At 72.6% G+C, this 21,172-nt stretch carries 18 protein-coding genes and 1 tRNA gene; 10 read left to right on the top strand and 9 right to left on the bottom strand.

Annotated features, from left to right (window positions below; translation table 11 throughout):
* From LX15_RS17335 to LX15_RS17315, 5 genes are all read left to right on the top strand, one after another.
* The coding region (locus LX15_RS17335) for a ferrochelatase (protein WP_253670640.1) at positions 1-379 on the top strand (379 nt) is incomplete at its 5' end.
* Between the two features lie 525 nt (positions 380-904).
* The gene (locus LX15_RS17330) at positions 905-1,342 is read left to right on the top strand and encodes a helix-turn-helix domain-containing protein (RefSeq protein ID WP_253670639.1); all 438 of its coding nucleotides are present in this window, start codon (positions 905-907) and stop codon (positions 1,340-1,342) included.
* Between the two features lie 88 nt (positions 1,343-1,430).
* On the top strand, positions 1,431-1,964 hold the full coding sequence (locus LX15_RS17325; RefSeq protein WP_253670638.1) for an ImmA/IrrE family metallo-endopeptidase: 534 nt from the start codon (positions 1,431-1,433) through the stop codon (positions 1,962-1,964).
* A gap of 4 nt (positions 1,965-1,968) precedes the next feature.
* Entirely contained in the window at positions 1,969-3,174 is a 1,206-nt protein-coding gene (locus LX15_RS17320; protein WP_253670637.1) for an MAB_1171c family putative transporter, read from the top strand.
* Between the two features lie 53 nt (positions 3,175-3,227).
* Positions 3,228-4,442: a cytochrome P450 family protein gene (locus LX15_RS17315; protein ID WP_253670636.1), complete on the top strand. Its 1,215-nt coding sequence runs from the start codon at positions 3,228-3,230 to the stop codon at positions 4,440-4,442.
* Here the strand turns inward: LX15_RS17315 and LX15_RS17310 are convergent.
* The 3 genes from LX15_RS17310 to LX15_RS17300 form a co-directional block, all read right to left on the bottom strand.
* On the bottom strand, positions 4,439-5,110 hold the full coding sequence (locus LX15_RS17310) for a PepSY domain-containing protein (RefSeq protein ID WP_253670635.1): 672 nt from the start codon (positions 5,108-5,110) through the stop codon (positions 4,439-4,441). The genes LX15_RS17315 and LX15_RS17310 overlap by 4 nt on opposite strands.
* Before the next feature lie 152 nt (positions 5,111-5,262).
* Positions 5,263-5,538 carry a helix-turn-helix transcriptional regulator gene (locus LX15_RS17305; protein ID WP_253670634.1) on the bottom strand — a complete coding sequence of 92 codons (276 nt, stop codon included), beginning with the start codon at positions 5,536-5,538 and terminating at the stop codon, positions 5,263-5,265.
* A gap of 667 nt (positions 5,539-6,205) precedes the next feature.
* Complete coding sequence (locus tag LX15_RS17300) at positions 6,206-7,147, bottom strand: aminoglycoside phosphotransferase family protein (RefSeq protein ID WP_372502745.1); 942 nt, start codon at positions 7,145-7,147, stop codon at positions 6,206-6,208.
* Positions 7,148-7,422: 275 nt separating this feature from the next.
* On the opposite strand from LX15_RS17300, the gene LX15_RS17295 reads away from it, so the two are divergent.
* A complete protein-coding gene (locus LX15_RS17295) occupies positions 7,423-8,289 on the top strand; it encodes a DUF8757 domain-containing protein (RefSeq protein WP_253670632.1) in 867 nt (288 codons plus the stop codon).
* Here the strand turns inward: LX15_RS17295 and LX15_RS17290 are convergent.
* The 3 genes from LX15_RS17290 to LX15_RS17280 form a co-directional block, all read right to left on the bottom strand.
* Complete coding sequence (locus LX15_RS17290; RefSeq protein WP_253670631.1) at positions 8,253-8,711, bottom strand: DUF488 domain-containing protein; 459 nt, start codon at positions 8,709-8,711, stop codon at positions 8,253-8,255. The two genes, LX15_RS17295 and LX15_RS17290, sit on opposite strands and share 37 nt — an antisense overlap.
* A 193-nt stretch (positions 8,712-8,904) precedes the next feature.
* A tRNA-Arg gene (locus LX15_RS17285) sits at positions 8,905-8,981 on the bottom strand.
* Between the two features lie 157 nt (positions 8,982-9,138).
* Positions 9,139-9,738 (bottom strand): DUF3558 family protein, encoded by a 600-nt coding sequence (locus LX15_RS17280; protein ID WP_253670630.1) that lies wholly within the window; start codon positions 9,736-9,738, stop codon positions 9,139-9,141.
* A 186-nt stretch (positions 9,739-9,924) separates the two neighbouring features.
* Here LX15_RS17280 and LX15_RS17275 point away from each other — a divergent pair, with 186 nt between their 5' ends.
* A complete protein-coding gene (locus LX15_RS17275) occupies positions 9,925-11,901 on the top strand; it encodes a bifunctional copper resistance protein CopD/cytochrome c oxidase assembly protein (RefSeq protein WP_253670648.1) in 1,977 nt (658 codons plus the stop codon).
* Between the two features lie 55 nt (positions 11,902-11,956).
* Here the strand turns inward: LX15_RS17275 and LX15_RS17270 are convergent, their stop codons facing one another.
* The 3 genes from LX15_RS17270 to LX15_RS17260 are packed head-to-tail and all read right to left on the bottom strand — an operon-like array spanning position 11,957 to position 14,399.
* Entirely contained in the window at positions 11,957-12,790 is an 834-nt protein-coding gene (locus LX15_RS17270) for an ABC transporter permease (RefSeq protein ID WP_253670629.1), read from the bottom strand.
* Positions 12,791-12,808: 18 nt separating this feature from the next.
* Positions 12,809-13,747 (bottom strand): ATP-binding cassette domain-containing protein, encoded by a 939-nt coding sequence (locus LX15_RS17265; protein ID WP_253670628.1) that lies wholly within the window; start codon positions 13,745-13,747, stop codon positions 12,809-12,811.
* Between the two features lie 28 nt (positions 13,748-13,775).
* Positions 13,776-14,399 (bottom strand): TetR/AcrR family transcriptional regulator, encoded by a 624-nt coding sequence (locus LX15_RS17260; protein WP_253670627.1) that lies wholly within the window; start codon positions 14,397-14,399, stop codon positions 13,776-13,778.
* A gap of 270 nt (positions 14,400-14,669) precedes the next feature.
* On the opposite strand from LX15_RS17260, the gene LX15_RS17255 reads away from it, so the two are divergent.
* The 3 genes from LX15_RS17255 to LX15_RS17245 all read left to right on the top strand — a co-directional run bounded on the left by LX15_RS17255 (position 14,670) and on the right by LX15_RS17245 (position 20,992).
* Complete coding sequence (locus LX15_RS17255; RefSeq protein WP_253670626.1) at positions 14,670-15,140, top strand: single-stranded DNA-binding protein; 471 nt, start codon at positions 14,670-14,672, stop codon at positions 15,138-15,140.
* A 544-nt stretch (positions 15,141-15,684) separates the two neighbouring features.
* Entirely contained in the window at positions 15,685-17,361 is a 1,677-nt protein-coding gene (ettA, locus tag LX15_RS17250; protein ID WP_253670625.1) for an energy-dependent translational throttle protein EttA, read from the top strand.
* Positions 17,362-17,383: 22 nt separating this feature from the next.
* Entirely contained in the window at positions 17,384-20,992 is a 3,609-nt protein-coding gene (locus tag LX15_RS17245) for a diguanylate cyclase domain-containing protein (RefSeq protein WP_253670624.1), read from the top strand.
* Positions 20,993-21,172: the final 180 nt, after the last annotated feature.

Raw genomic sequence — 21,172 nt, 5'->3', positions numbered from 1 at the left:
TCCGGCGTCGGTGCCGTGGTTGGAGCCGGACATCGTGGATCACCTGGAGTCGGTGAAGGGGTTGGGGGCTTCGGGGGTGGTGGTGTGTCCGATCGGGTTTGTGTCGGATCACCTGGAGGTGATCTGGGATCTGGACACTGAGGCGCGGGAGCGTGCGGGGGAGTTGGGGTTGGGTTTCGCGCGGGCGGTGTCGGTGGGGGCGGATGCGCGGTTCGCGGAGTTGGTGGTGGAGTTGGTGCGGGAGCAGATCGAGGGTGTGTCGGTGCGGGGGTTGTCGGGGTTGCCGGTGGTGGGGTGTTCGGTGAATGGCCGGGCGTGTGTGCCGGGTTGTGACAGCACGGGACACGTCCCCACCGCCCAGGCCAGCAACACCAACTGACACCCGATCGGAGGCGTGACGAGCGCGGCCGACGCCGCTGAGCTGTCGTGCTTCCGTCAGCTTCCTCTCCGAGGAGCACGGGGTCTTCGAACGGCGGGGGAAACCCTGACCTGCTCCGAACCCCCGCCTCGCACACTCCTCGAACTCCACACGGAGGGGAGTGGACCGCCGAGCGGCCGACGCCGCTGTCGTGGAGTGAGGAGCTGAACACCAGGTGTATACATGCCGTGGGCCCGGTCCCGGTCGGGACCGGGCCGCACGACAACGGACGTCGGGTGGGCGAACCCCCAAGAACCGCCCACCTCGCCGGCGCCGCCCGCGCCACCGTCCTCCTGTGCCCGCCTCGCAACTGGTATGAAGACGGGCAGGGGGACCTCGCGGTCGCCGCTTCACACCAGTTGATGCGGGTGAGCGCGATGTAACCAGTCAAAGCCCCAGCGTGTCAACCTGTGTGAGCGCTAGGGTGGTACAACCTTCACCTCAGTTGAGGCAGTTGGTGCTGTGTCGGTTCTCGGAGGTGTCACCATGGCCGGGAGCGAGCGTGCCCCGCGCACGTTGGCCGAGAAGCTGAACCACCTGTTCGAGACCGTGCACCCCGCGGGACGCGGACCCTACAGCAACGAGGAGGTGGCCGCCGCCATCCGCGACCAGGGCGGCGCCACCATCTCGGCCACCTACATCTGGCTGCTCCGCAAGGGCCAGCGGGACAACCCCACGATGAAGCACCTGGAGGCGCTGGCCGCCTTCTTCGGGGTGCCACCCGCCTACTTCTTCGACGACGCCACCGCCGCCGACGTCGCGGCCGAGATCGCACTGCTCAACGCGCTACGCGACACCGGGGTGCAGAAGGTCGCCCTGCGCGCCGCCGGCCTGTCCTCCCGCAGCCTCGACTCCATCGTGGAAATGATCAAACGAGTGCGCGAGTTGGAGGGCTTGTCCCAGGACTCGGACGGGGGAGACTGAGAGGCACCACGGCGCGGGAAGCCCCTCGGTCATGAGGACGGTCGTCGCGGTGTGGCAGCGACACGACCGGGACCTGGGCGGTGACCGCATGGATCGCAAGCGCTTGCGGCGACGCTGCGAGCAGCAGGTGCGCGCGCTCGACATGCCGGAGCCGTTCGACGTCCGCGCGTTGTGCGAGCGCATCGGCCGCGTCAGGGGCCGCGTCATCCACCTGCTGCCGCTGGCGATGCCCACCGGAGGGCCCTGCGGCCTGTGGATCTCCACCAGGACGGCCGAGTACGTCCTCTACGAGGAGCGCACCAGCCCACTGCACCAGGAACACATCGTGCTGCACGAACTCGGCCACCTGCTGTGCGAGCACGAGGCCGCCCCCGTGCTGGGCGAGGACGCCTCCCGCCTCCTGCTGCCGCACCTGGACCCGCGCATGGTCGCGCGCGTCCTCGGACGGACGCACTACACCGCCGAGGAGGAGCAGGAGGCTGAGATGATCGCCTCCATGATCCTGCAACGGGCGCGGCGCGGCGGGCCCGCCCCGGCCCCACCGGCCGGAGCCGTTCCCCCCGAGGAGGCCGGCGTCGTCGCCAGGATCGAGAGCTCGCTGGAACACACCACGGCGGAGTGACGGGGTGCACCACGTCCTCTACCCGCTGTGCGCGGCCGCCGCGTGGACGGCCTTCCTCTACAAGCTCCGGGACCGGCGACGCCAGGCCGGCAACCCCGCGCTGACCGCCGTGTGCGTCGCCTTCCTCCTGCTCGCGGTGGTCTTCACGGTCTCGTCCCCCTCGGTGTGGGAAGGACTGGACCGCCTGGTCGGCGTGCCCAACCTGTCCACCCTCGTCTCCCAGGGCTGCGTCGTCGCGTTCAGCGCGACCGTCCAGGTGATGCTGCTGTTCTGGGTGCACCCCCGCGAGCGGGCGGTGGTGAAGGTCCGCCGCCGTCTCCTCGGCGTGGCCGTGGCGTTGGCCGTGATGACGGTGCTCTTCGGCACGACCGCGCCGCGCGAGGAACGCAGCACCGACTTCGTCGTGCACTACTCGGCGAACCCGAACTACGCCCTGTACCTCGTCTTCTATGTGTCCGCCTTCGCCGTCGGACTCGTCGACACGACGCGCATCGGCTGGCGTTACGCGCGGGACGCGCCCCGACCCTGGCTGCGGCGGGGCCTGCGCGCCACCGCCGTCGGCGCCGCGGTCGGCCTCGGCTACTGCGCGGTCCGCATCGCCAACGTCGTCGCGCCGCTGGTGGGCCTCGACATGCGCCCCTGGGAGGTGCTGGCCCCGCTGTGCGCCAGCGTCGGCGCCCTCCTGGTCGTCATCGGCCTGACGGTGCCCGCCTGGGGACCCCACCTGTCCGGGCTCCCCGCCCTGGCCCGCCGCTACCTCGACTACCAGCGGCTCACCCCGTTGTGGCGGGCCGTCGCCCTGCGCTCCAGCCCCGAGGTCGTGCTGGACCCCCCGGTCTTCCGGGCGCTGGAGTGGCTGCGCCTGCGCGACCTCGACTTCCACCTCTACCGGCGGGTCATCGAGATCCGCGACGGCCGCCTCGCGCTGCGGCCCCACCTCGACCGCCGGGTGGCGGCCGTGGCCGACCGGCTCGGCAGGGCGGCGGGGCTGCCCGCCGACGACCTGCTCGCCGTCGTCGAGGCCGCCCGGCTGGCGGCGGCCGTGCGCGACAAGGCGCGGGGCAGCCCGCCCACCGGCGACCCGCCCGCCGACGGCCACGAGCAGCCCGGCGGCGCCGACCTGAGCACGGAGATCGCCTGGCTGGTGCGCGTCTCCCGCGCCTACCGCCGCTCGCCCGTCGTCCGCGCCGCCCTGGCCGAGGCGCGCTGACCCGTCGCCCCCGCCCGTCATCCCGCACCCGAGGAACCCGAGGTGGCCCCGCCATGACCGACGCCCCGCCCATGCCCTTCGACGCGGAGTTCATCGCCGATCCACACACCGGCTACGCCCGACTGCGGGAACAGGCCCCGGTGCACCGGATCACGACGCCCGACGGCGCCCCCGCCTGGCTCGTCACCCGCTACGCCGACGTCAGAGCCGCGCTCGCCGACCCCCGGCTCTCGCTGGACAAGGCCAACGCCGAGGGTCGGGGTTTCACCGGGTTCGGGCTGCCGCCGGCCCTCGACGCGAACCTGCTCAACATGGACCCGCCGCAGCACACCCGGATCCGCCGCCTGGTCTCCCGGGCGTTCACCCCCCGCTACGTGGAGCGGATGCGGGACCGGATCCAGGCGATCGCGGACGAGCTGCTCGACGCCGTCGCCCCGCGCGGCAGGGCCGACCTGGTCAACGACTTCGCCGTGCCGCTCGCGGCGATGACGATCTGCGAGACGCTCGGCGTCGACCAGGCCGACCGCGCCGACTTCCGGGGCTGGACCAGCGCGATGCTCGCCCCCAACCGGGACGATCCGGCGCGGGCGAAGGAGGAGATGCGCGCCGCCATCGGCCAGATCGCCCGCCACCTCGCCGACCTGGTCGCGCGGAAGCGGCGGAACCCGGGCGACGACCTGCTCTCGTCCTGGATCGCCGCGCGCGACGCCGAGGACCGGCTGACCGAGGACGAGCTGACCTCGCTGGCCTTCCTCACCCTGATGGCCGGCTACGAGAACCCGGCCAACCTGATCGGCAACGCCGTGCTCGCCGTCCTCCGACGGCCCGCGCTGGCCGACCGGCTCAGGACCCGCCCCGACCTGATCCCGTCCACAGTGGACGAGCTGATGCGCTTCGACGGGCCGACGTTGCTCGCGATCCGGCGGTTCCCGCTGGAGGACGTGGAGATCGGCGGCGTCCACATCCCCCGGGGCGACACCGTGCTGTTGGCGCTGGCCTCCGCCAACCGCGACCCCGACCGGTTCGACCGGGCCGACGAGCTGGACATCCACCGGACGGACAACCAGCACGTGAGCCTCGGCCACGGCGTCCACTTCTGCCTCGGCGCCACCCTGGCCAGGGTGCAGGCCCAGGTCGCGCTCGGCGCCGTGCTGACACGACTGCCCGACCTCGCCCCCGACCTGCCCGAGACCGGGCCGCGGTGGCGCCCGTCCTACCGCGCGCACGGCCTGCTGGAGCTGCCGGTGGTGTTCACCCCGGTCGGCTAGCTCCAGTCGTCGCCCTCACGCCGGTCGATCTCCCGGTGCAGCACGTTCCCGTTCTGCGCGTCGATCTCGTACTCGACCTTCTGGTCCTCGCTGAGCACCGTGACCTTCCACATCGGACGGTCCGGCTGGTCGGCCACGTTGTCCAGCCGCACTCTGGCGAGCGTGCCCTGGGTCTGCTCGGTCGCGATGGCCACCGCGTCGGTCCAGTCGACGCTGGCGATCTCGCGCAACCGCGTCCACGGCTGGTCGGCCGGCGGCTGGTTGCGCTGGCGCGCGTTGAACGTGCGCGGGTCGACGTCGTAGGCGGCGACGGCGGGCTCGTTGGTCAGCACGGCGACCCGCCACACCTTCCTGCCCTCCGCGGTCTCCGGCTCCGCCGCCAGCAGCCGGGCGTCGGAGGAGCGGCCCTGCGCCGCCTCCACCGCCCGCCGCAGGTCGTTCTCGCCGATCTTGTTCGGCCCGGCGGCCGCGCTCGTGGCCGCGGAGGCGCTCGCGCGTCGGCTGGCCAGCGGCGGCGGCGAGCTGTTGCTCGGCGGCATGCTGGCGTGGGTGGTCATCGGGGCCTGCGGTGCGCCGCCCTCCTCGGACCGGCTGGCGCAGCCGGCCGTGAGCAGGGAAGTGGCGGCGAACCCGACCACCATGGCACGCACGACGTTCCGGGTTGGCATGGTCGCTCCCTCCGGGCAGTTCTCGCCGTCAGGGAAACCCGGGGTGACCAGGCGGGCAACCGGAGATCGGGCGCCGCCCGCTCCTTTCCCCTCGAACCGGTGACGGCCGTTCACCTGCCGGCTCGTCCCCCGTCCGCGACGGCGGACCCGGCTCAGGCCCGCTCGCCCCAGCCCCCGTAGACCTGCTCGGACAGCGGCTGGAACGGGGTGCGGCTGAACACCGCCTCGACCGGCAGCCCGAACACGGCGCAGATCCGGAAGGCGAGGTCGAGGCTGGGGTAGTGGTCGCCCCGCTCCAGCGCGCCGATCGTCTGCGGGTTCACCTCGACCGCCTCGGCGAGCTGCGCCCTGGTGAGTCCCCGTTCGGCGCGCAGGACCTGCAACCGGTTGTAGATCGGCAGGTCTTTGCCCCTCCGGACTGGACTCATGCGGCGAAGTCTTGCAAAAACCCAACCATTGCGACAAGTTGTCCCACGGCGTTTCGGGCCGGTTCCGAGCCGCCGGCCACCGGATCGGGCACCGGGGAAAGCCATGATCACCCGCCGTCGGGGACCTCGCCACCTGACCCCGCCGGGCTGGCCGAGTCATGCGTAGGTCGAGGCGGTAGCCGGAGACGGACGAAGGCTGCCCAAGATCTGTATGCGACGACAGACCTGAACACCCTTCACGCCGCGCTCTCCATCAAGATCGACGACCGCCTCGCGGGTAGGTCACGCATCGGCAGACCACCCCAGACCGGCCGATGCCGAGCTGGTCACCCTCGCGGTGACCTCGGCATTGCTCGGATCACCTGGCGAGGCTCGGCGGCTGCGGCTCCCGCCCCTCCCGGATGCCTGGCGCTTTCCCGTATCCGCCCGGCCAGTCCGGCTGCAACCGTCGCTCGTGCGCGGCGTTACCGCTGGTCAAACAGGCCATATCAATGAGTGGCAGGTGCTCACGGCGATCTGCGACCACGACCCGGGTCCACTCGCCGACCGCCCGGTCTGCTGATGATCGCCGGCAAGGGCCACGTCTCCCGCGATCGGGCACAACCGGGCCACCCGGCAACCCGTCCCCCGATCACTGACCGCCAACGACCCCTGACCGAACCAGGAATTACTTGGCTAGACCCGGCAGCAGCGCCTCGGCGACGGCGACCTGCACCGGAGCCAGCGCGGTCCGGCCGTCCTCGACGTCCCAGAGGCAGTTCTGGAGCACCCGTCCCAACGTCCACCCCACCGCCCGGCGTCGGTCCAGCCCCAGCACCTCGGTCATCAGGTCGAACCTCCAGCGGACCGCGCGCGGCACGTCTCCCGCGGCGACCACGTCGTCCCACCGGTTGTGCAGCGCGGGCAGCAGTTCGAACGCCGGATCGCCGGCCAGCGGCTGAGGATCGATCGCCAGCCACGGATCACGCCCTGATCCCGGCAGCGGCGCGAGCACGTTGTCGTAGTGCAGATCCCAGTGCAGGAGTCGATCGCCTGGCTCACCGACCAGCTCGCGCGCCGCCCCCGCGCAGATCCCCAGCAGACGACGATGGTCGAGATCACCGAGGACCGACAGCGCCCGCGGCGCGTTCTCCAGCATCGCCGTGGCGATCTCGCCCAGGGCGCGCAGACCCGCCGGCGCGGGAACGGCCACCAGCCGGGCCAGCACCTCGGAGAGCGTCCGCAGGGCCACCATGTCGTCCGGCACGTGAGCCAGGGACCGGTTCGCGTCCAACCGCTCCAACAACATCGTGCCCGTCTCCGGATCATGGTCCAGCAGGCGCACCGCGCCCCGCCCATCCCACGTCCGCAACGCCACCGGCTCGCCGACGTGGTCCTCGGTCACCGGCTGGAGCTTGAGGACCGCTGGCGTGCCGTCCTGCCTCGTCACGGGCAGGACCAGCGCGGCGAGCCCATGGGCGACCGGCCCGTCGCGACGGAGGCCCCACCGCTCCAGGAATCCGGCCGCCAGCTCCGGCAACCGCTCGATCCACACGCGCCCCGACTCACCGTTGTACTTCCGATGAGCCGCCGCCAACTCGTCGGGAACCTCCAACGGAACGCCCACCACGCCGCATGCCTCCCCCGAGCGGCCCAACTCCAGCGACACCCATCCTTCCCGCGCTCCGCAACCACTTTCCCCACGCGCGTTCCGCGAGCGGCAGATCGACCGCCCCCCTCGCGTCCCGCCGCCCGTGCCACCTCGCACACCGCGCCGCCGGGCCGGAAGCCGCCGGAAGAGCGACCAGCAAACGATCATCCTTCGCCTGGCGGAACGACAGGGCCAGGTGACGCCGGCACGCTGGGCAACAGGAGTTCCACCTCGCGGCCGCACGGGGAGGCGGAATGACGCAGGGAACGTTGTTCGGGCTGGACCACGCGGACGACCGGAAACCCGAGAATGACCAGTGGCGGCCTCTGCGGCTCGTGGTCACGGTGAAGGCGGCGCCGAACCCGCACGCGACGTACGGGGAAACCGTGTGCGTCGCCGGACTCCGACTGGACCTCGAACACCCCGGTTGGGTCCGGCTGTATCCGGTGGTCTGGCATCTTCTCCGACCGGACCAGCGGTTCGCCAAGTACGACGTCGTCGCGTTACGCGCGAAACCCTCCCGGCGTGATCCGAGAATCGAGAGCTGGCTGCCGGACCTGCCCAGCATCACCGTCGAGGGGAGCATCCAGGGGTGGAGAAACCGGCTGTCGCACGTGATCCCGTTCGTGGGCGACTCGATGTGCGAGGTCCTCGAAAAGTTCCGGACGAATCCACCCGCGAGGTCGCTGGCGGCTGTTCGTTCCAGCAGCATCCTCGACGTGAACGTCGAACACCACCCCGGCTGGTCCGAGGACGAACAGTCGAAGATCGCGCACTATCTGCGGCATCCGGACCTGGACGACACGCCGCGAGTCGCACCGAAAGCGCCGCGAATGCGCGGTTGGTACCGATACCGCTGCCAGGAACGGACGTGCGGCACGCACCGTCAACAGATCCTCGACGAGGACTGGGTCATCGCGCAGCGCAAATGGGGAGACATCGACGACGCGGAACTCGCCGCCCGGCTGCGACAGCGGTTTCGAAACGAGATGTGCGGCGATGACAGGGACGTCATCTTCTTCGTGGGGAACCAGGCCAAGCGACAACAGGCCTACAGCGTTCTCGGCGTGTTCTGCCCGCCGCGTCACCCGTGGAGGCCGACGGGCCGAAGACGCTGGTGAAGCTCGCCCAGCACCACGTCCCGATGACAGCGCCGCTCATCAGCCTCGAAACACATCACCGCGACCAGGCCGTTTCGCGCCAGCCGCGCGAGTTCGTCCAGAGCGGCCCCGGCCTCGGGAGTGCGGATGAGTTGACCGTAACGCTCGCGCGCCTCGAACAGTTCTCGCTCCGTGCCAGCGAATCCCGGCCTGTTCGCCTTCGGATTGCCGAGCGAGCGGAGGTGGCGGTACTCGATTCCCGCGTCCGCGAGCACCGCTCCGAGAGCGCGCTTGCTGAAGCCCCGCTTGCGCGAGATCGGCGTGAGACGCACGTCGACGAGCGTGCCGACACCGGTCGTGGTCAGGGCCCGGACGAAGGACTCCACGTCCTGGCCCTCATAACCCACTCCGATCACGCCTCGTGGCGTTCTGGTCACCGGCACGGGCCCAACCATGGCACACACGGGGAACGCCGGCGCCACCGCACCCGTTGACGCTCGAACGCGCGAGAACGGAGATCCGGGCGATTCGCGTCACGTTCGACGACACCGCTGACATCGCTGACACCGACGCCGCTCATGCGATGCCCACTGTTGCCCGCGGCCCCGTTACCGCGCGGCCGTTCGATCGTTGACCTGGTGCCCCCGGCAGGACTCGAACCTGCGACCCAGAGATTAGAAGTCTCTTGCTCTGTCCAGCTGAGCTACGAGGGCAGCGGGTGACATGCCGAGCGGCGCTCGCCGTCACCCGAGGTGGTAATCGCCGCTCCGGTCGCCGGCGTTAGTCGGGTGTGAGTGGTTGTTAGCCACTCGCGACCATTGAGCGACCAGCTCGTGTCCCCACGGATCACACTACCGTGGTGACCAGCGGTTATGCCGTGGGGAGCCGGTGCAGGGCGGCCACCGTCACCGCGTTCAGGGCATCACGGACCGTGTCGGCCGAGGTGTCCCGTTTGGACAACACGGTCAACAACGTGCGATCCGGTCGCACCCCGACAGCGGCCGTGCACGTCTGGTAGCCGTTGTCCACCCGGCACCGGAACCACGTGGGATAACCCTCGGTGTCGAACTCCCGCCCACCGGGCTGCTCCGCCTTCACCTGGTCCAGCGGCTTGAAGAAGCCGACGGCGACCGAGTCGTGTGCGGCGCCCCCGCCCAGCGAGTAGAAGCAGCCGTCCGGCACGGGCTCACCCCGGCGGGGCTCACCCTTCGCGCCGCCGAGCGCGCCCAGGTCCGCGGGCTGGAGCAGACCGCACGGGTCCACACCGTCCACGCCCCTCGGCGCCGAGGCTCTGCTGACCTGGGGCGCCCCGGAGACCGCCGTCGTCGGCCTCGGCCCGCCACTCGCCTCACCCGGACGGAAGCCCGCCGCCGCCGTCGGGTCGCCGGACACCTCCCGACCGCACCCGGCGAGCGCCACCGCCGCGAACACGAGCGGAGCGACGAGTCGGAGGACACGGCGACGCGACATCACGAGGCGCAACGTTAGCGGCGTGACACGGGTGGCCGGCGGCCGAACCGGTGACAGGGGCCACGGTTGCTCAGGCCGGCGGTGTCCTCCCGTTCCGCCGCTGCCTACCCTCGTCGCGTGTCCACCGACGCCCCAGCAGCCGTCCCCACCGACGGCCCGGCAGGGCCCCGACCCCGCCGCCCCCTCCTGAGCGTCGTCGCACTGCTGCTGCCCGGCGTCGCGCTGGCCGCCGTGCTGGCCGCCGCGATCACCTCGGTCACGGCCGGCGACGTGTTCGAGACCCTCGGGCTGCCCGACCCCGGCACCTTCACCCGCCTGGGCCTGCCCGTCGCGAAGGTCATCGCCGAGGTCGGCGCCGTCGTGTGCGTCGGCTCCCTGCTGTTCGCGGCCTTCCTGGTGCCGCCCCAGAAGTCCGGCACGCTCTCCGTCGACGGCTACGCCGCGCTGCGGACCGCCGGCTGGTCGGCGTTCGTGTGGTTCCTGGGCTCCGCGCTGCTCGTCCCGTTCATCGCCGCCGACGTCGCCGGCCGACCCGTCACCGAGATGCTGCGCCCGCGCGTCCTGGTCGACCTGGTCGACGCCGTCGAACAGGCCAAGGCCTGGACCATCACCACGGTGATCGCGCTCGTCGTCGCGATCGGCTGCCGGCTCGTGCTGTCCTGGGGCTGGACCGCCGTGTTGTTCGGCCTGTCCCTCGGCGGGCTGCTGCCCGTCGTGGTCTCCGGCCACTCCGCCTCCGGCGGCGCCCACGACCTGGCCACCAACAGCCTCCTCTACCACCTGTTCGGCGCGTCGCTGTGGATCGGCGGCCTGGTCGCGCTGGTCGCCCACGCCGCCCGCCGCGGCGACCACCTCGCCCTGGCCACCCGCCGGTTCTCCCTGGTCGCCCTGGTCTGCTGGATCGCCATGGCGCTGTCCGGCGTCATCAACGCGCTCGTCCGGCTCCCGATCGGCGAACTGCTCACCTCCGACTACGGCCGGCTCGTCCTCGCCAAGATCGGCGCGCTGCTCGCCCTGTTCTGGTTCGGCTACACCCAGCGCCGCCGCGCCGTCCGGGCCGTCGTGGACAGGGGCAGCCCGACCACGCTGCTCCAGCTCGGCGCGGTCGAGGTCCTGGTCATGCTGGCCACCGTCGGCCTGTCCGTCGCCCTGGGCCGCACACCGCCCCCCGGCTCGCTCGGCTTCGTCCCCGACCGCATGGAACGGCTCATCGGCTACGAGCTGCACGGGCCGCCCACCCTCACCCGCCTGCTCTTCGACTGGCGCTTCGACCTCGTCTACGGCACCGCCGCGCTCGTGCTCGCCGGCCTCTACGTCGCCGGCGTGATCCGACTGCGCCGCCGCGGCGACCGGTGGCCGGTCGGCCGCACCATCGCGTGGATCGCGGGGACCCTCAGCCTGCTGATGGCCACCTCCTCCGGGATCGGCCGCTACTCCCCGGGCATGTTCAGCGTCCACATGGGCGGGCACATGATCCTGTCCATGCTCGTGCCGATCCTGCTGGTCCTCGGCGCGCCCGTCACGCTCGCGCTGCGCGCGATCAAGCCCGCCGGCCGCGACGCGCCCCCTGGCCCCCGCGAGTGGCTGCTGGCGTTCGTCCACTCGCCGATCTCCCGCGTGCTCACCCACCCGCTGGTCGCGCTGGTGCTGTTCGTCGGCTCGTTCTACGGCCTCTACTTCTCCGGCCTGTTCGACGTCGCCCTCAGCGAGCACTGGGCGCACCTGGCCATGAACGCCCACTTCCTGATCGCCGGCTACGTGTTCTTCTGGCCGGTGATCGGCGTCGACCCCTCGCCGAGGCCACTGCCGCCCCTGGCCCGCATCGGGCTCATGTTCGCCGCGATGGTGTTCCACGCCTTCTTCGGCATCGCGCTCATGATGTCCCGCTCGGTCATCGGCGAGATCTTCTACCGCGACCTGAACCTGCCCTGGGTGACCGACCTGCTCGGCGACCAACGCCTCGGCGGCGGCCTGAGCTGGGCCACCGGCGAGTTCCCCGTCATCGTCGTGGTGATCGCCCTCGTCGTGCAGTGGGCCAGGGCCGACGAACGCGCCGCCCGCCGCACCGACCGCCGCGCCGACGCCGACGGGGACGCCGACCTCACCGCCTACAACGCCATGCTCGCCAAGCTCGCCGAGACCGACCGCGGTCCCCGCGCCTGACCGCGGACACGCCGGACGCGGCGCCCCGCCCCGAGCGCCGCGTCCGGCGTCGACCTCACGGCCGACGGATCCCCCTGGCGGCCAGCACGCCACCGACGAGCGCCAGCACCGCGCTCGTCACCACCGCCCCCGCCACCGACGACAGGGACGCGTGGCCGAAGGCCAGTCCCCGCGAGGCGTCCACCGCGTAGGTCAACGGGTTCACCCTGGCGACCGCCTGCAACCAGCCCGGCATGCCGTCGATCGGCACGAACGCGCTGGAGGCGAACATCAGCGGGAACATCGCGACGAACCCGACCATCTGCATGACCTCGACGTTGCGCAGCCACGTCGCCAGGGCGATCAGCACCCACGACACGCCCCAGCCGACGAACAACGCCAACGCCAGCGCGGACACCGTGCCCACCACGCCGCCGGCGGGCGCGAACCCGAACAGCGCCGCGGCGGCCACGAGCAGGATGCCGAGCTGCAACGTGTTGCGCACCAGGTCGTAGAGGCTGCGACCCACCAGCACGCTCACCATCCGCACCGGCAGCGCACGGAACCGGGCCAGCACCCCGTTGCGCAGGTCGTTCGCCAGGCCAGCCCCCGCCCCCATCGCCGCCTGCGTCGACGTGGTCACCAGGATCGCCGGCATCAGGTAGTCGATGTAGTTCGCGCCCGCCGGGAAGCCGGGGCCGTTCGCGATCCCCCGGAACACCTGGCTGAACAACACCAGCATGATGAACGGCTGGATCAGGCTCATGATCAGCAGCCGTGGCTCGCGCAGGGCGCGCAGCGAACGCCCCGCGAACACCATCACCTGGGTGAACACGCTGCTCCCGTGCCAGCGAGGGCCGCCGGAGGCGGCGCGGCGCACGTCGGAACGCTCCGCGGTCATCGTCGACATCCGCGTTCTCTCCTCCGGTCAGGCGGCCTGGCGGCCGGTCAGGGTCAGGTACACGTCGTCGAGCGTGGGCTCGTGCAGGGTCAGCTCGACGAAGTCGATCGCGACCTCGTCCAGCGCGCGCACGACCACCGCGAGCTGACGGGACGACTCCACCGGCGTGGTGAGGGCGCGCCGCTCGGCGTCGTGCAACGGGCTCAGACCCGCCTCGCGCAGCGCGCGCAGCGCCGTCGGAGCGTCCCCCGGCTCCTGCAACACCACCGTCACGCTCCGCTGCCCGACGTCGGCCTTGAGCTGCGCCGCCGTGCCGGAGGCCACGACCTTCCCCTCCGACAGCACCGTGATCGCGTCAGCGAGACGGTCGGCCTCCTCCAGGTACTGCGTGGTCAGCAGAACCGTCGTCCCGTCGTCGACCAGCCGCTCGACGACCTCCCACAGCGCGACCCGGCTCGCCGGGTCCAGCCCGGTCGTCGGCTCGTCCAGGAACACGACCTCCGGGTGGCCGATGAGGCTGCTGGCCAGGTCGAGCCGACGCCGCATCCCCCCGGAGTAGGTGCTGGCCCTGCGCCTGGCCGCCGCGGTGAGGTCGAAGGTCTCCAACAACTCGGCGGTGCGCTGACGCGCCTCCGCGCGGCTCGCGCCGAGCAGCCTGGCGATCATCACCAGGTTCTCCTCGCCGGTGAGCTGCTCGTCGACGCTGGCGAACTGGCCGGTCAGCCCGATCCGGCGTCGCACCTCGTGACCCTGGCGGACGACGTCGTGCCCGGCGACGCGGGCGCTGCCGCTGCTCGGCGGCAACACCGTGCTGAGGATGTTGACCAGCGTGGTCTTGCCGGCGCCGTTGTGGCCGAGCAGCCCCAGCACCGTGCCTCTCGGCACCTGGAGGCTGATGCCGTCCAGCGCGGCCACGTCGCCGAACTTCCTGCCGACGTCGTCGGCCTCGATCATCAGGTCGGTCACTGTCTGCTTCCCCCTCGGAAGTGGTGGCTCAGCGGGCGAGCACGCCGTGCAGGAACACGTCGATCAGCTCGTCCGTGCTGGCGGGGGCGGTCTCGCCGAACGCGCGCCGCCCCATCTCGTCGGTGAACACCAGGCCCAGGAACATCCCCGCCACCGTCTTCGGCGGCACGCGCAGCCGGTCGGCCTCGGCCGACAGGATCTCGGCGACGCTCTCGGTGATCCGCCGCGTCTGGTCCAGCCGCTTCCGGTGCCACTCCTGCTCCTCGCCGGGGGAGGGCCGCTCGGGGCGCCATCCCGACGAGGCGAGCGCGTGGAGCAGGGCCCCCGTCCGGCGGAAGTGGCCGCTGAGCGTGTCGGCGACGGCCTTCAGCAGCGCCCGAAGATCGGAGGTGCGGGGGATCTCCTGGAGCTTCTCCAGCAACGGCTCCACGCGGAGCGCCGCCTGCACGCAGTACCCGAGCAGTTCCTGTTTGTCCTTGAAGACGCGAAAGACCGTGCCTTCGGCGATGCCGGCGGCCTCGGCGATCTGGCTCGTGGTGACGGCGACGCCGTGCTCGGCGAGCAGCGGTAGGACGGCCTCCGCGATCGCTTCCCTGCGGTCCTCCGGGGACATGGCCGGGGCGCGACGGCGGCGTGCTTGCTGGGCGTTCACGATTCCCGACCGTACTGAGTGAGCGCTCACTCAGTCAAGGAGTGAGTGCTCACTCACTTCGCGGCGCGCACTACCAGAGACCCCCGACAGGAACGACGCGCACCACCTGTCCGAGGCCCGAGTTATCCACAGCCGCCCCACCTGTCCACAGCTCGCGAGACGGTCCTGGCGCGGCGTCCGTCCATGGCCCAACCTGCTCTTGTCGGACCGGCGAAGACCAGAGAACCGAACGGCTGACAGGGCTGACCAGGGCTGATCAGGGAGGACGCCATGTACGAGACGCACGTGACCGTGGTGGGCAAGGTGGTGAGCGAGCCGCGCCAGTGGCGAACCCGCGACGGTGTCGCGGTCGTCCGGTTCCGGCTCGGCACCACGGAACGCAGGTTCTCCCGGACCGCCGGCGACTGGTCCAACGGAGACCATCTCTACCTGGACGTGAGCTGCTGGCGGCGACTCGCCGAAGGCGCGGCGGCCACCCTGGAGAAGGGAGACCCCGTCGTCGTGACCGGTCGACTGTTCACGAGCCAGTACGAGATCGAGGGACAGACGCGCTACCGCACGGAACTCGAAGCCACGGCGATGGGCATCGATCTCGGGCGCTGCGCGGTGATCCCCGTGCGCCGCCGCGCCGGCCCCGCCCTCGTGGCCAACGGCAGCCCCGAGCACGCCCCACCGGCGGAACCGCGCGACGCGGTCCCACCCGAGGAGGAGAAGGCCGCGCAGCTCGCGATGATCCCCTGACCTGACGCGTCCGCCGCTCCCCGCGCCCGGGAGAGGGGAGCGGCGAACGCCAGGCCCACCCGATGCGACTCGTCCCGAAGCCCACGAAGCTCTCGCCGCACGGCTGCGCGAGCGGACGGTCTTCCCCAGAACCCGTGCAGGGCACTGCCACCTCCTGCGCCCGAGCACCCCGATTCGCATCACGCCAACCCCGCGGCCGCCACACCAGCCACCGCTGTCCGCTGCCGCGCCGAACCACACCCACAAAACACCGACCACAACCATCAGGGGCGAAGACCAATCACCAGGGGCGGGGACGGGGGAGGGAGGGGTGGGGGGAGGGGCCCTCCCCCCTGTCGGTCTGGTCCGCTCGGGGAGGGGGTGGGCGGGTGGTGGGGCGGGTCGGGAGGGCGACACGCGGTGGGGTTGTGCGGGGGAGCGGTGGTGGGGCGGTTGGTGACGGTGCGGTGTGGGAGACGGCTGGATTGGTGAGGTTTGTCCCCCGATCGCACGAGACGGGCCACCGCGGTGCTTCGCCGGGGCCGACCGCTCTACGATCGCGGCCATGGCCGAGTTCATCTACAGCATGAGGAAGGTGCGCAAGGCGCACGGGGACAAGGTCATCCTCGATGACGTGTCCCTCGACTTCCTCCCCGGCGCGAAGATCGGCGTTGTCGGCCCGAACGGGGCCGGCAAGTCGAGCGTGCTGAAGATCATGGCGGGGCTCGACCAGCCGAACAACGGCGACGCGTACCTGGCGCCCGGCGCCAGCGTGGGCATCCTGCTCCAGGAGCCGCCGTTGAACGAGGACAAGACCGTCCTGGGCAACGTCCAGGAGGGTGTGGGCGAGATCAAGCAGAAGCTCGACCGGTTCAACGAGATCGCCGAGAAGATGGCGACCGAGTACTCGGACGAGCTGATGGAGGAGATGGGCCGGCTCCAGGAGGAGCTCGACCACGCCGACGCGTGGGACCTGGACTCCCAGCTCGAGCAGGCGATGGACGCGCTGCGCTGCCCGCCGCCGGACGCCGAGGTCCGGCACCTGTCGGGTGGCGAGCGGCGCAGGGTCGCGCTGTGCAAGCTGCTGCTGAGCAAGCCGGACCTGTTGCTGCTGGACGAGCCGACCAACCACCTGGACGCGGAGAGCGTGCTGTGGCTGGAGCAGCACCTCGCCCAGTACCCGGGCACCGTGCTGGCCGTCACCCACGACCGGTACTTCCTGGACAACGTGGCCGGCTGGATCCTGGAGCTGGACCGGGGCCGCGCCCACGGCTACGAGGGCAACTACTCCGTCTACCTGGAGAAGAAGGCGGAGCGGCTGGCCGTCCAGGGCAAGAAGGACGTCAAGCTCCAGAAGCGCCTCAAGGACGAGCTGGCGTGGGTGCGCTCCAACGCCAAGGCCCGGCAGGCGAAGTCCAAGGCCCGACTCCAGCGGTACGAGGAGATGGCCGCCGAGGCGGAGCGGACCCGCAAGCTCGACTTCGAGGAGATCCAGATCCCGCCGGGCCCGCGCCTGGGCAACGTCGTGGTCGAGGTCCAGGACCTGCGCAAGGGCTTCGGGGACCGGGTCCTGATCGACGGGCTGTCGTTCAGCCTGCCGCGCAACGGCATCGTCGGCGTGATCGGCCCGAACGGCGTCGGCAAGACCACCTTGTTCAAGACGATCGTGGGCCTGGAGCAGCCGGACTCCGGCGAGGTGCGGGTCGGCGAGACGGTGAAGCTGTCCTACGTGGACCAGAACCGGGCCGGCATCGACCCCGACCAGACGGTGTGGCAGGTGGTCTCCGACGGGCTGGACTACATCCACGTCGGCCAGGTCGAGATGCCGTCGCGCGCCTACGTGAGCGCGTTCGGCTTCAAGGGCCCCGACCAGCAGAAGCCGGCCGGGGTGCTCTCCGGCGGTGAGCGCAACCGACTCAACCTGGCGCTGACCCTCAAGCAGGGCGGCAACCTGATCCTGCTGGACGAGCCGACCAACGACCTGGACGTGGAGACGCTGGGCTCGCTGGAGAACGCGCTGGAGCAGTTCCCCGGCTGCGCCGTGGTCATTTCCCACGACCGGTGGTTCCTCGACCGCGTCGCGACCCACATCCTGGCCTGGGAGGGGACCGAGGAGGACCCCGCCCGCTGGTTCTGGTTCGAGGGCAACTTCGAGGGCTACGAGAAGAACAAGATCGAGCGGCTCGGCCAGGAGGCGGCCCGGCCGCACCGGGTGACCTACCGGAAGCTCACCAGGGACTGACCAGGAAGCGGAGCGAACCTGAGTGGCGGCCAGGGGCGGAGCGCCGACGGAGGACGGGGCGGGCGAGCTGTTCGAGCCCGCCTGGCGTTTGCGGTGGCGCGCGCCCGAACTGGCGCTCGTGCTCGGCGAACGGGCCGCGCGGACCGCGGCGGTGCGCCGCGACGAGTCGACGCGGCTCCGGTCGGAGCTGCTCGTCGTGTTCGTCCTCAACCGCCTCGGCCGGGGCGTGGCGGCCGCGGAACGCGCGGTCGCCGCGTTGCGCCCGGCCGAGGTGGGGGACGACCCGGAGCTGGCCTGGTCGCTGCGGGTGGAGCTGGCGCAGGCCGCGCGGGCGGCCGGCGCGCCCCTGACCGGGTTCGCCGTGCTGCGGCCGGTGTTGGAGGCCTCCGGCGTCCCCGACGCGGTGCGGGCCTCCGCGCTGGTGCAGTTCGCCGCCTGCCTGGCCCACCTCGGCAGGGGCCAGGAGCTGGCCGAGTCGTTGGCCGAGGCGGACCGGCTGTACGAGTCCGACACCCGGCTCGACGGTGACGTCCGGTTGCTGTCGAGGGGGATGGTGCGGGCGGTCACGGCGGCCCACCACCGGCGCTGGGGAGACCTGACGGCGGCGGTGGCGGCGGCCCGCGAGGGCCTGTCCCTGCTCGGCGACCTGCGTGACCCGGCCAACGACGGCGGGCACGTCAGCGCCCGGCTCACGCTGGAGCTGGTGTGCGCGTCGCTGGACGCCGACCGGCCGGAGGAGGCCGTCGAGGCGGCCCGCCCGGTCCTGGAGCGCCCGGTCCGCGCGCCGGGCGCGGAGTCCTCGGGCTGGCTGCGGGTGGCCCTGGCGACCCGGTCGTTCCTGCCCGCCGGCGAACTCGACGCGGCCAGGGACCTGCTGCACGACGCGGCGGACCTCGCGGCCCGGCACCAGCTCGACCAGCTCAGGGCGGAGGCGCTGGTCGCCCTGTCCTCCGTGCACGAGCAGGGGGAGGAGCTCGCCGAGGCCCTGTCCTGCCTGCGTGACGCCTACACGGCGGAGCGCCGGCGCCAGCGCGCCGTGCACGGCGTGCGGGTGCGGTTGGCCGAGGAGTTCGCCGCGGCGCGGCGCGAGGTCAAGGCGATGCGCCGTCGTCCGGTGTCGCCGGCCGACCACGCCTCCACGCCGGCGCGGCCGGCGGCGGTGTCGTTGGCCGAGCTGGCGGCGGCCGAGACCGACGAGCTGACTGGCCTGTGGAACCGGGAGGGGTTCCTGCGGCGGCTCGACGCCGTGGTCACCGGCCCCCGCCCGGCGGAGGCGGTCACCCTCGTGCTGTTCGACCTGCGTCGACCCAGCGGCGTGGTCGAGACCGGCGACGAGGCCGTGCGCGGGATGTCCGCCAGCCTGCGCGGGTCCGCGCCCGCCCTGGCCGAGCTGGCCAGGCTCGGCGGCGGGGAGTTCGCGGTCCTGCTGGCGGCCGACCGGGCGGAGGCGGAGCGCTGGGCGGAGCGGTTCCGGGTGGGCGTGGCCGACGCCGACTGGGCCGCGGCCGCGAACGGCGCCAGGGTGGGGGTGCGGGTCGGGATCGCCGAACACCGGCCGGGCCTGGACGGCGCGGAGCTGCTGCGGGTGGCGGGCCAGGCGCTGAGGGAGGCCAGGACGGCCTCAGCCGTCCCGGAGCAGGACCCGGCCGCGGCGCTGACCGTGGTCCTTCCGGTGATCCCCGCCGAACCGGCCGCCGACGTCCCGCCACCCAAGAAGGCCGCCGTCCCCGCGCGCAAGCGGAGGAGCGCCGACGACGACGGCCCGGGGTGGAAGGTGATCCCCCGACGGCAGGGGGGCCGGCGCCGCAGGCGCGCCGCGGAGCTGGAGCACGCCGACCAGGCCGACGCCGACACCCCGGTGGCCCCCGCCGCCGTGGTGGACACTGTGGTCGAGGGGGAGAACCCAGCGCAGGAGGGCACGTCGCCGCTCGGGTTGTCCGCTCCGCCGGCGCAGCGGGGAACGACACGCGCCGAGCCCGCGGAGGTCGGTGACACCACCACCGGGCGGGCGGCCGGCGCGGCGGGCCCGGAGAGGGCGGCCGCCGTGCCGAGAAGCCGTCGCGGCAGACACCGCAGTGATGACGACCTGAACGACGACCTGAACGACGACCCGAACGCCGAGCGCGCCGCCGGGTCGTCGCCGGAGCCCGCGCCGCCGGCGCGTCCCGACGACGAGCCCGAGGCGATGACGGTGCTCCTGCCGGTGATCGGCGCGGAGGACCGGGCGGACCGGTGGGCGAGTTCGACCGCCGAGCACTCGGGGAGGCTGGCCGCCGCCGGCGGCGCGTGGCCGTTGTCCTCGTCCCCGTCCGGAGGCGTCGCCGGCGAGGGGCGCCAGGGACGGCCGGCCGCGCCCCCGCGCGCGACCGGCGAGGACGAGCAGCGGAAGCCGGAGCCGTTCCCCGAGCCGTCGCCGGTGCCGCCGATGCCGGAGCCATCGCCGATCCCCCCGACCCCGGAGCCCTCGCCCATCCCGCCGACGCCCGAGCCGCAGCCCGTTCCGCCGGGTCCGGGGCCCTCGCCGCTGCCCCGTCCCCCGGAGCCGGACCCGCTCCCCGGCCCCGAGCCGGAGTCGCGGGTGTCCCCGGCCCTGGTGGACCTGGTCGGCAGGTCGGGAGCGCCCGAGGAGCTGGCCAAGGCGTTGCTGGCGGCGTTGGCTCGTGCCGACCAGCCCGCGCCGGACGCGGGGAACCGCGAGAACCCGCCCGCCGGGCAGGCTCCCGGAGAGGAGCGGGGGAGCCGGGAAACCGACACGCTGACCCACCGCGAGCCGGACCACGCACCACAGCAGACCCCCTCGCACGGGGATCTTCTCGCCTCGTCGGCCGCCCACACGCCGTCGACGGGTGGACCCGAGCTGGCCGAGGACGCGGCGGCGGACGATGCGGACGCCTCCGGGCGCGGCCGTCGGCGTCACCTCGAAGCGGTGCCCTCCGGAGCCGGAGACGAGCGCGCGCACCAGGAGATCCCCGAGTTGCCGGCCGCCGACGTGGACGAGAACAGCCTCGCCGACCTCCTCGCCGAGGCGCTGGTCGCCTACGAGGTCGGCCGGCGGGAGCAGCCGGAGCGGTTCGCCGACCCCGACGGGCAGGACGTCGGGGGAACGGCCGATGTCGCGCCGGCCGTGGCCTCGACCCCGCCGCTGGAGCCGCGCCCCGGCGCGCTCTCCGCGTCCCTCGGCGGAGCCAGGGCCGAGCACGCGGTGGAGGCGGAGGCCGAGCAGACCCTGCCGAGTCTTCCCCGGCTCACCGTCGACGGCGCGGAGGACCCGGGGGGCCGCGCCCGTTCCGGGACGGGTCGCCACGCGACGGCCGGCGACCCGTCGGCGGGCGGGGACGGCCAGGACTCCGCGTTGGCCGCGCTCGCGGACCCGGTCCCCTGGCGGGTCGAGCCCCCGAGCACCACACCGTCGACACCGTCGGCGCCCACGGCCCCTCCGCCGAGCCACCAGGCGACCTCCGGCGCGCCCGCCGGCCTGCCGGGCATCGGCTCGTTGGACGAACTCGCCCGCTTCAGCGCCGACCTGCCGGCGGCACCCACCTCGCGTCCGTCGGTCGACCCCGGGGCCCGCCACCGCGCGAGCGACGTGGGTCACGGCCCGGTGTGGATCCCACCCGACTCCCGCTACTGAGGCGTCTCCCCCCGCGCGTCCCCCGCCGACAGCGACGGTGTCGACGGCGGTCACGACAGGGAGGCGACACGCCGAGGAAAGGCTCGCGACGGCGTGTCGCGTCAAGATCCCGCACGGCGCCCGACGGGTGTTTCGTCCCCCGCGTACGGGGTACTGGTGAGTAGACCAGTCGCGTGATCG

Source organism: Streptoalloteichus tenebrarius (assembly GCF_024171885.1).
In the GTDB taxonomy this organism is placed as follows: domain Bacteria; phylum Actinomycetota; class Actinomycetes; order Mycobacteriales; family Pseudonocardiaceae; genus Streptoalloteichus; species Streptoalloteichus tenebrarius.
The sequence above is the reverse complement of the archived record's forward strand: the minus strand, read 5'-3'. Positions and strand labels throughout refer to the sequence as shown.

Bases quoted from the DNA above. Each gene is read 5' to 3' on its own strand.
- LX15_RS17330 (WP_253670639.1), top strand. From the start codon at position 905: ATGGCCGGGAGCGAGCGTGCCCCGCGCACGTTGGCCGAGAAGCTGAAC.
- LX15_RS17325 (WP_253670638.1), top strand. From the start codon at position 1,431: ATGGATCGCAAGCGCTTGCGGCGACGCTGCGAGCAGCAGGTGCGCGCG.
- LX15_RS17315 (WP_253670636.1), top strand. From the start codon at position 3,228: ATGACCGACGCCCCGCCCATGCCCTTCGACGCGGAGTTCATCGCCGAT.
- LX15_RS17310 (WP_253670635.1), bottom strand. From the start codon at position 5,110: ATGCCAACCCGGAACGTCGTGCGTGCCATGGTGGTCGGGTTCGCCGCC.
- LX15_RS17305 (WP_253670634.1), bottom strand. From the start codon at position 5,538: ATGAGTCCAGTCCGGAGGGGCAAAGACCTGCCGATCTACAACCGGTTG.
- LX15_RS17295 (WP_253670632.1), top strand. From the start codon at position 7,423: ATGACGCAGGGAACGTTGTTCGGGCTGGACCACGCGGACGACCGGAAA.
- LX15_RS17280 (WP_253670630.1), bottom strand. From the start codon at position 9,738: ATGTCGCGTCGCCGTGTCCTCCGACTCGTCGCTCCGCTCGTGTTCGCG.
- LX15_RS17270 (WP_253670629.1), bottom strand. From the start codon at position 12,790: ATGTCGACGATGACCGCGGAGCGTTCCGACGTGCGCCGCGCCGCCTCC.
- LX15_RS17255 (WP_253670626.1), top strand. From the start codon at position 14,670: ATGTACGAGACGCACGTGACCGTGGTGGGCAAGGTGGTGAGCGAGCCG.
- ettA (WP_253670625.1), top strand. From the start codon at position 15,685: ATGGCCGAGTTCATCTACAGCATGAGGAAGGTGCGCAAGGCGCACGGG.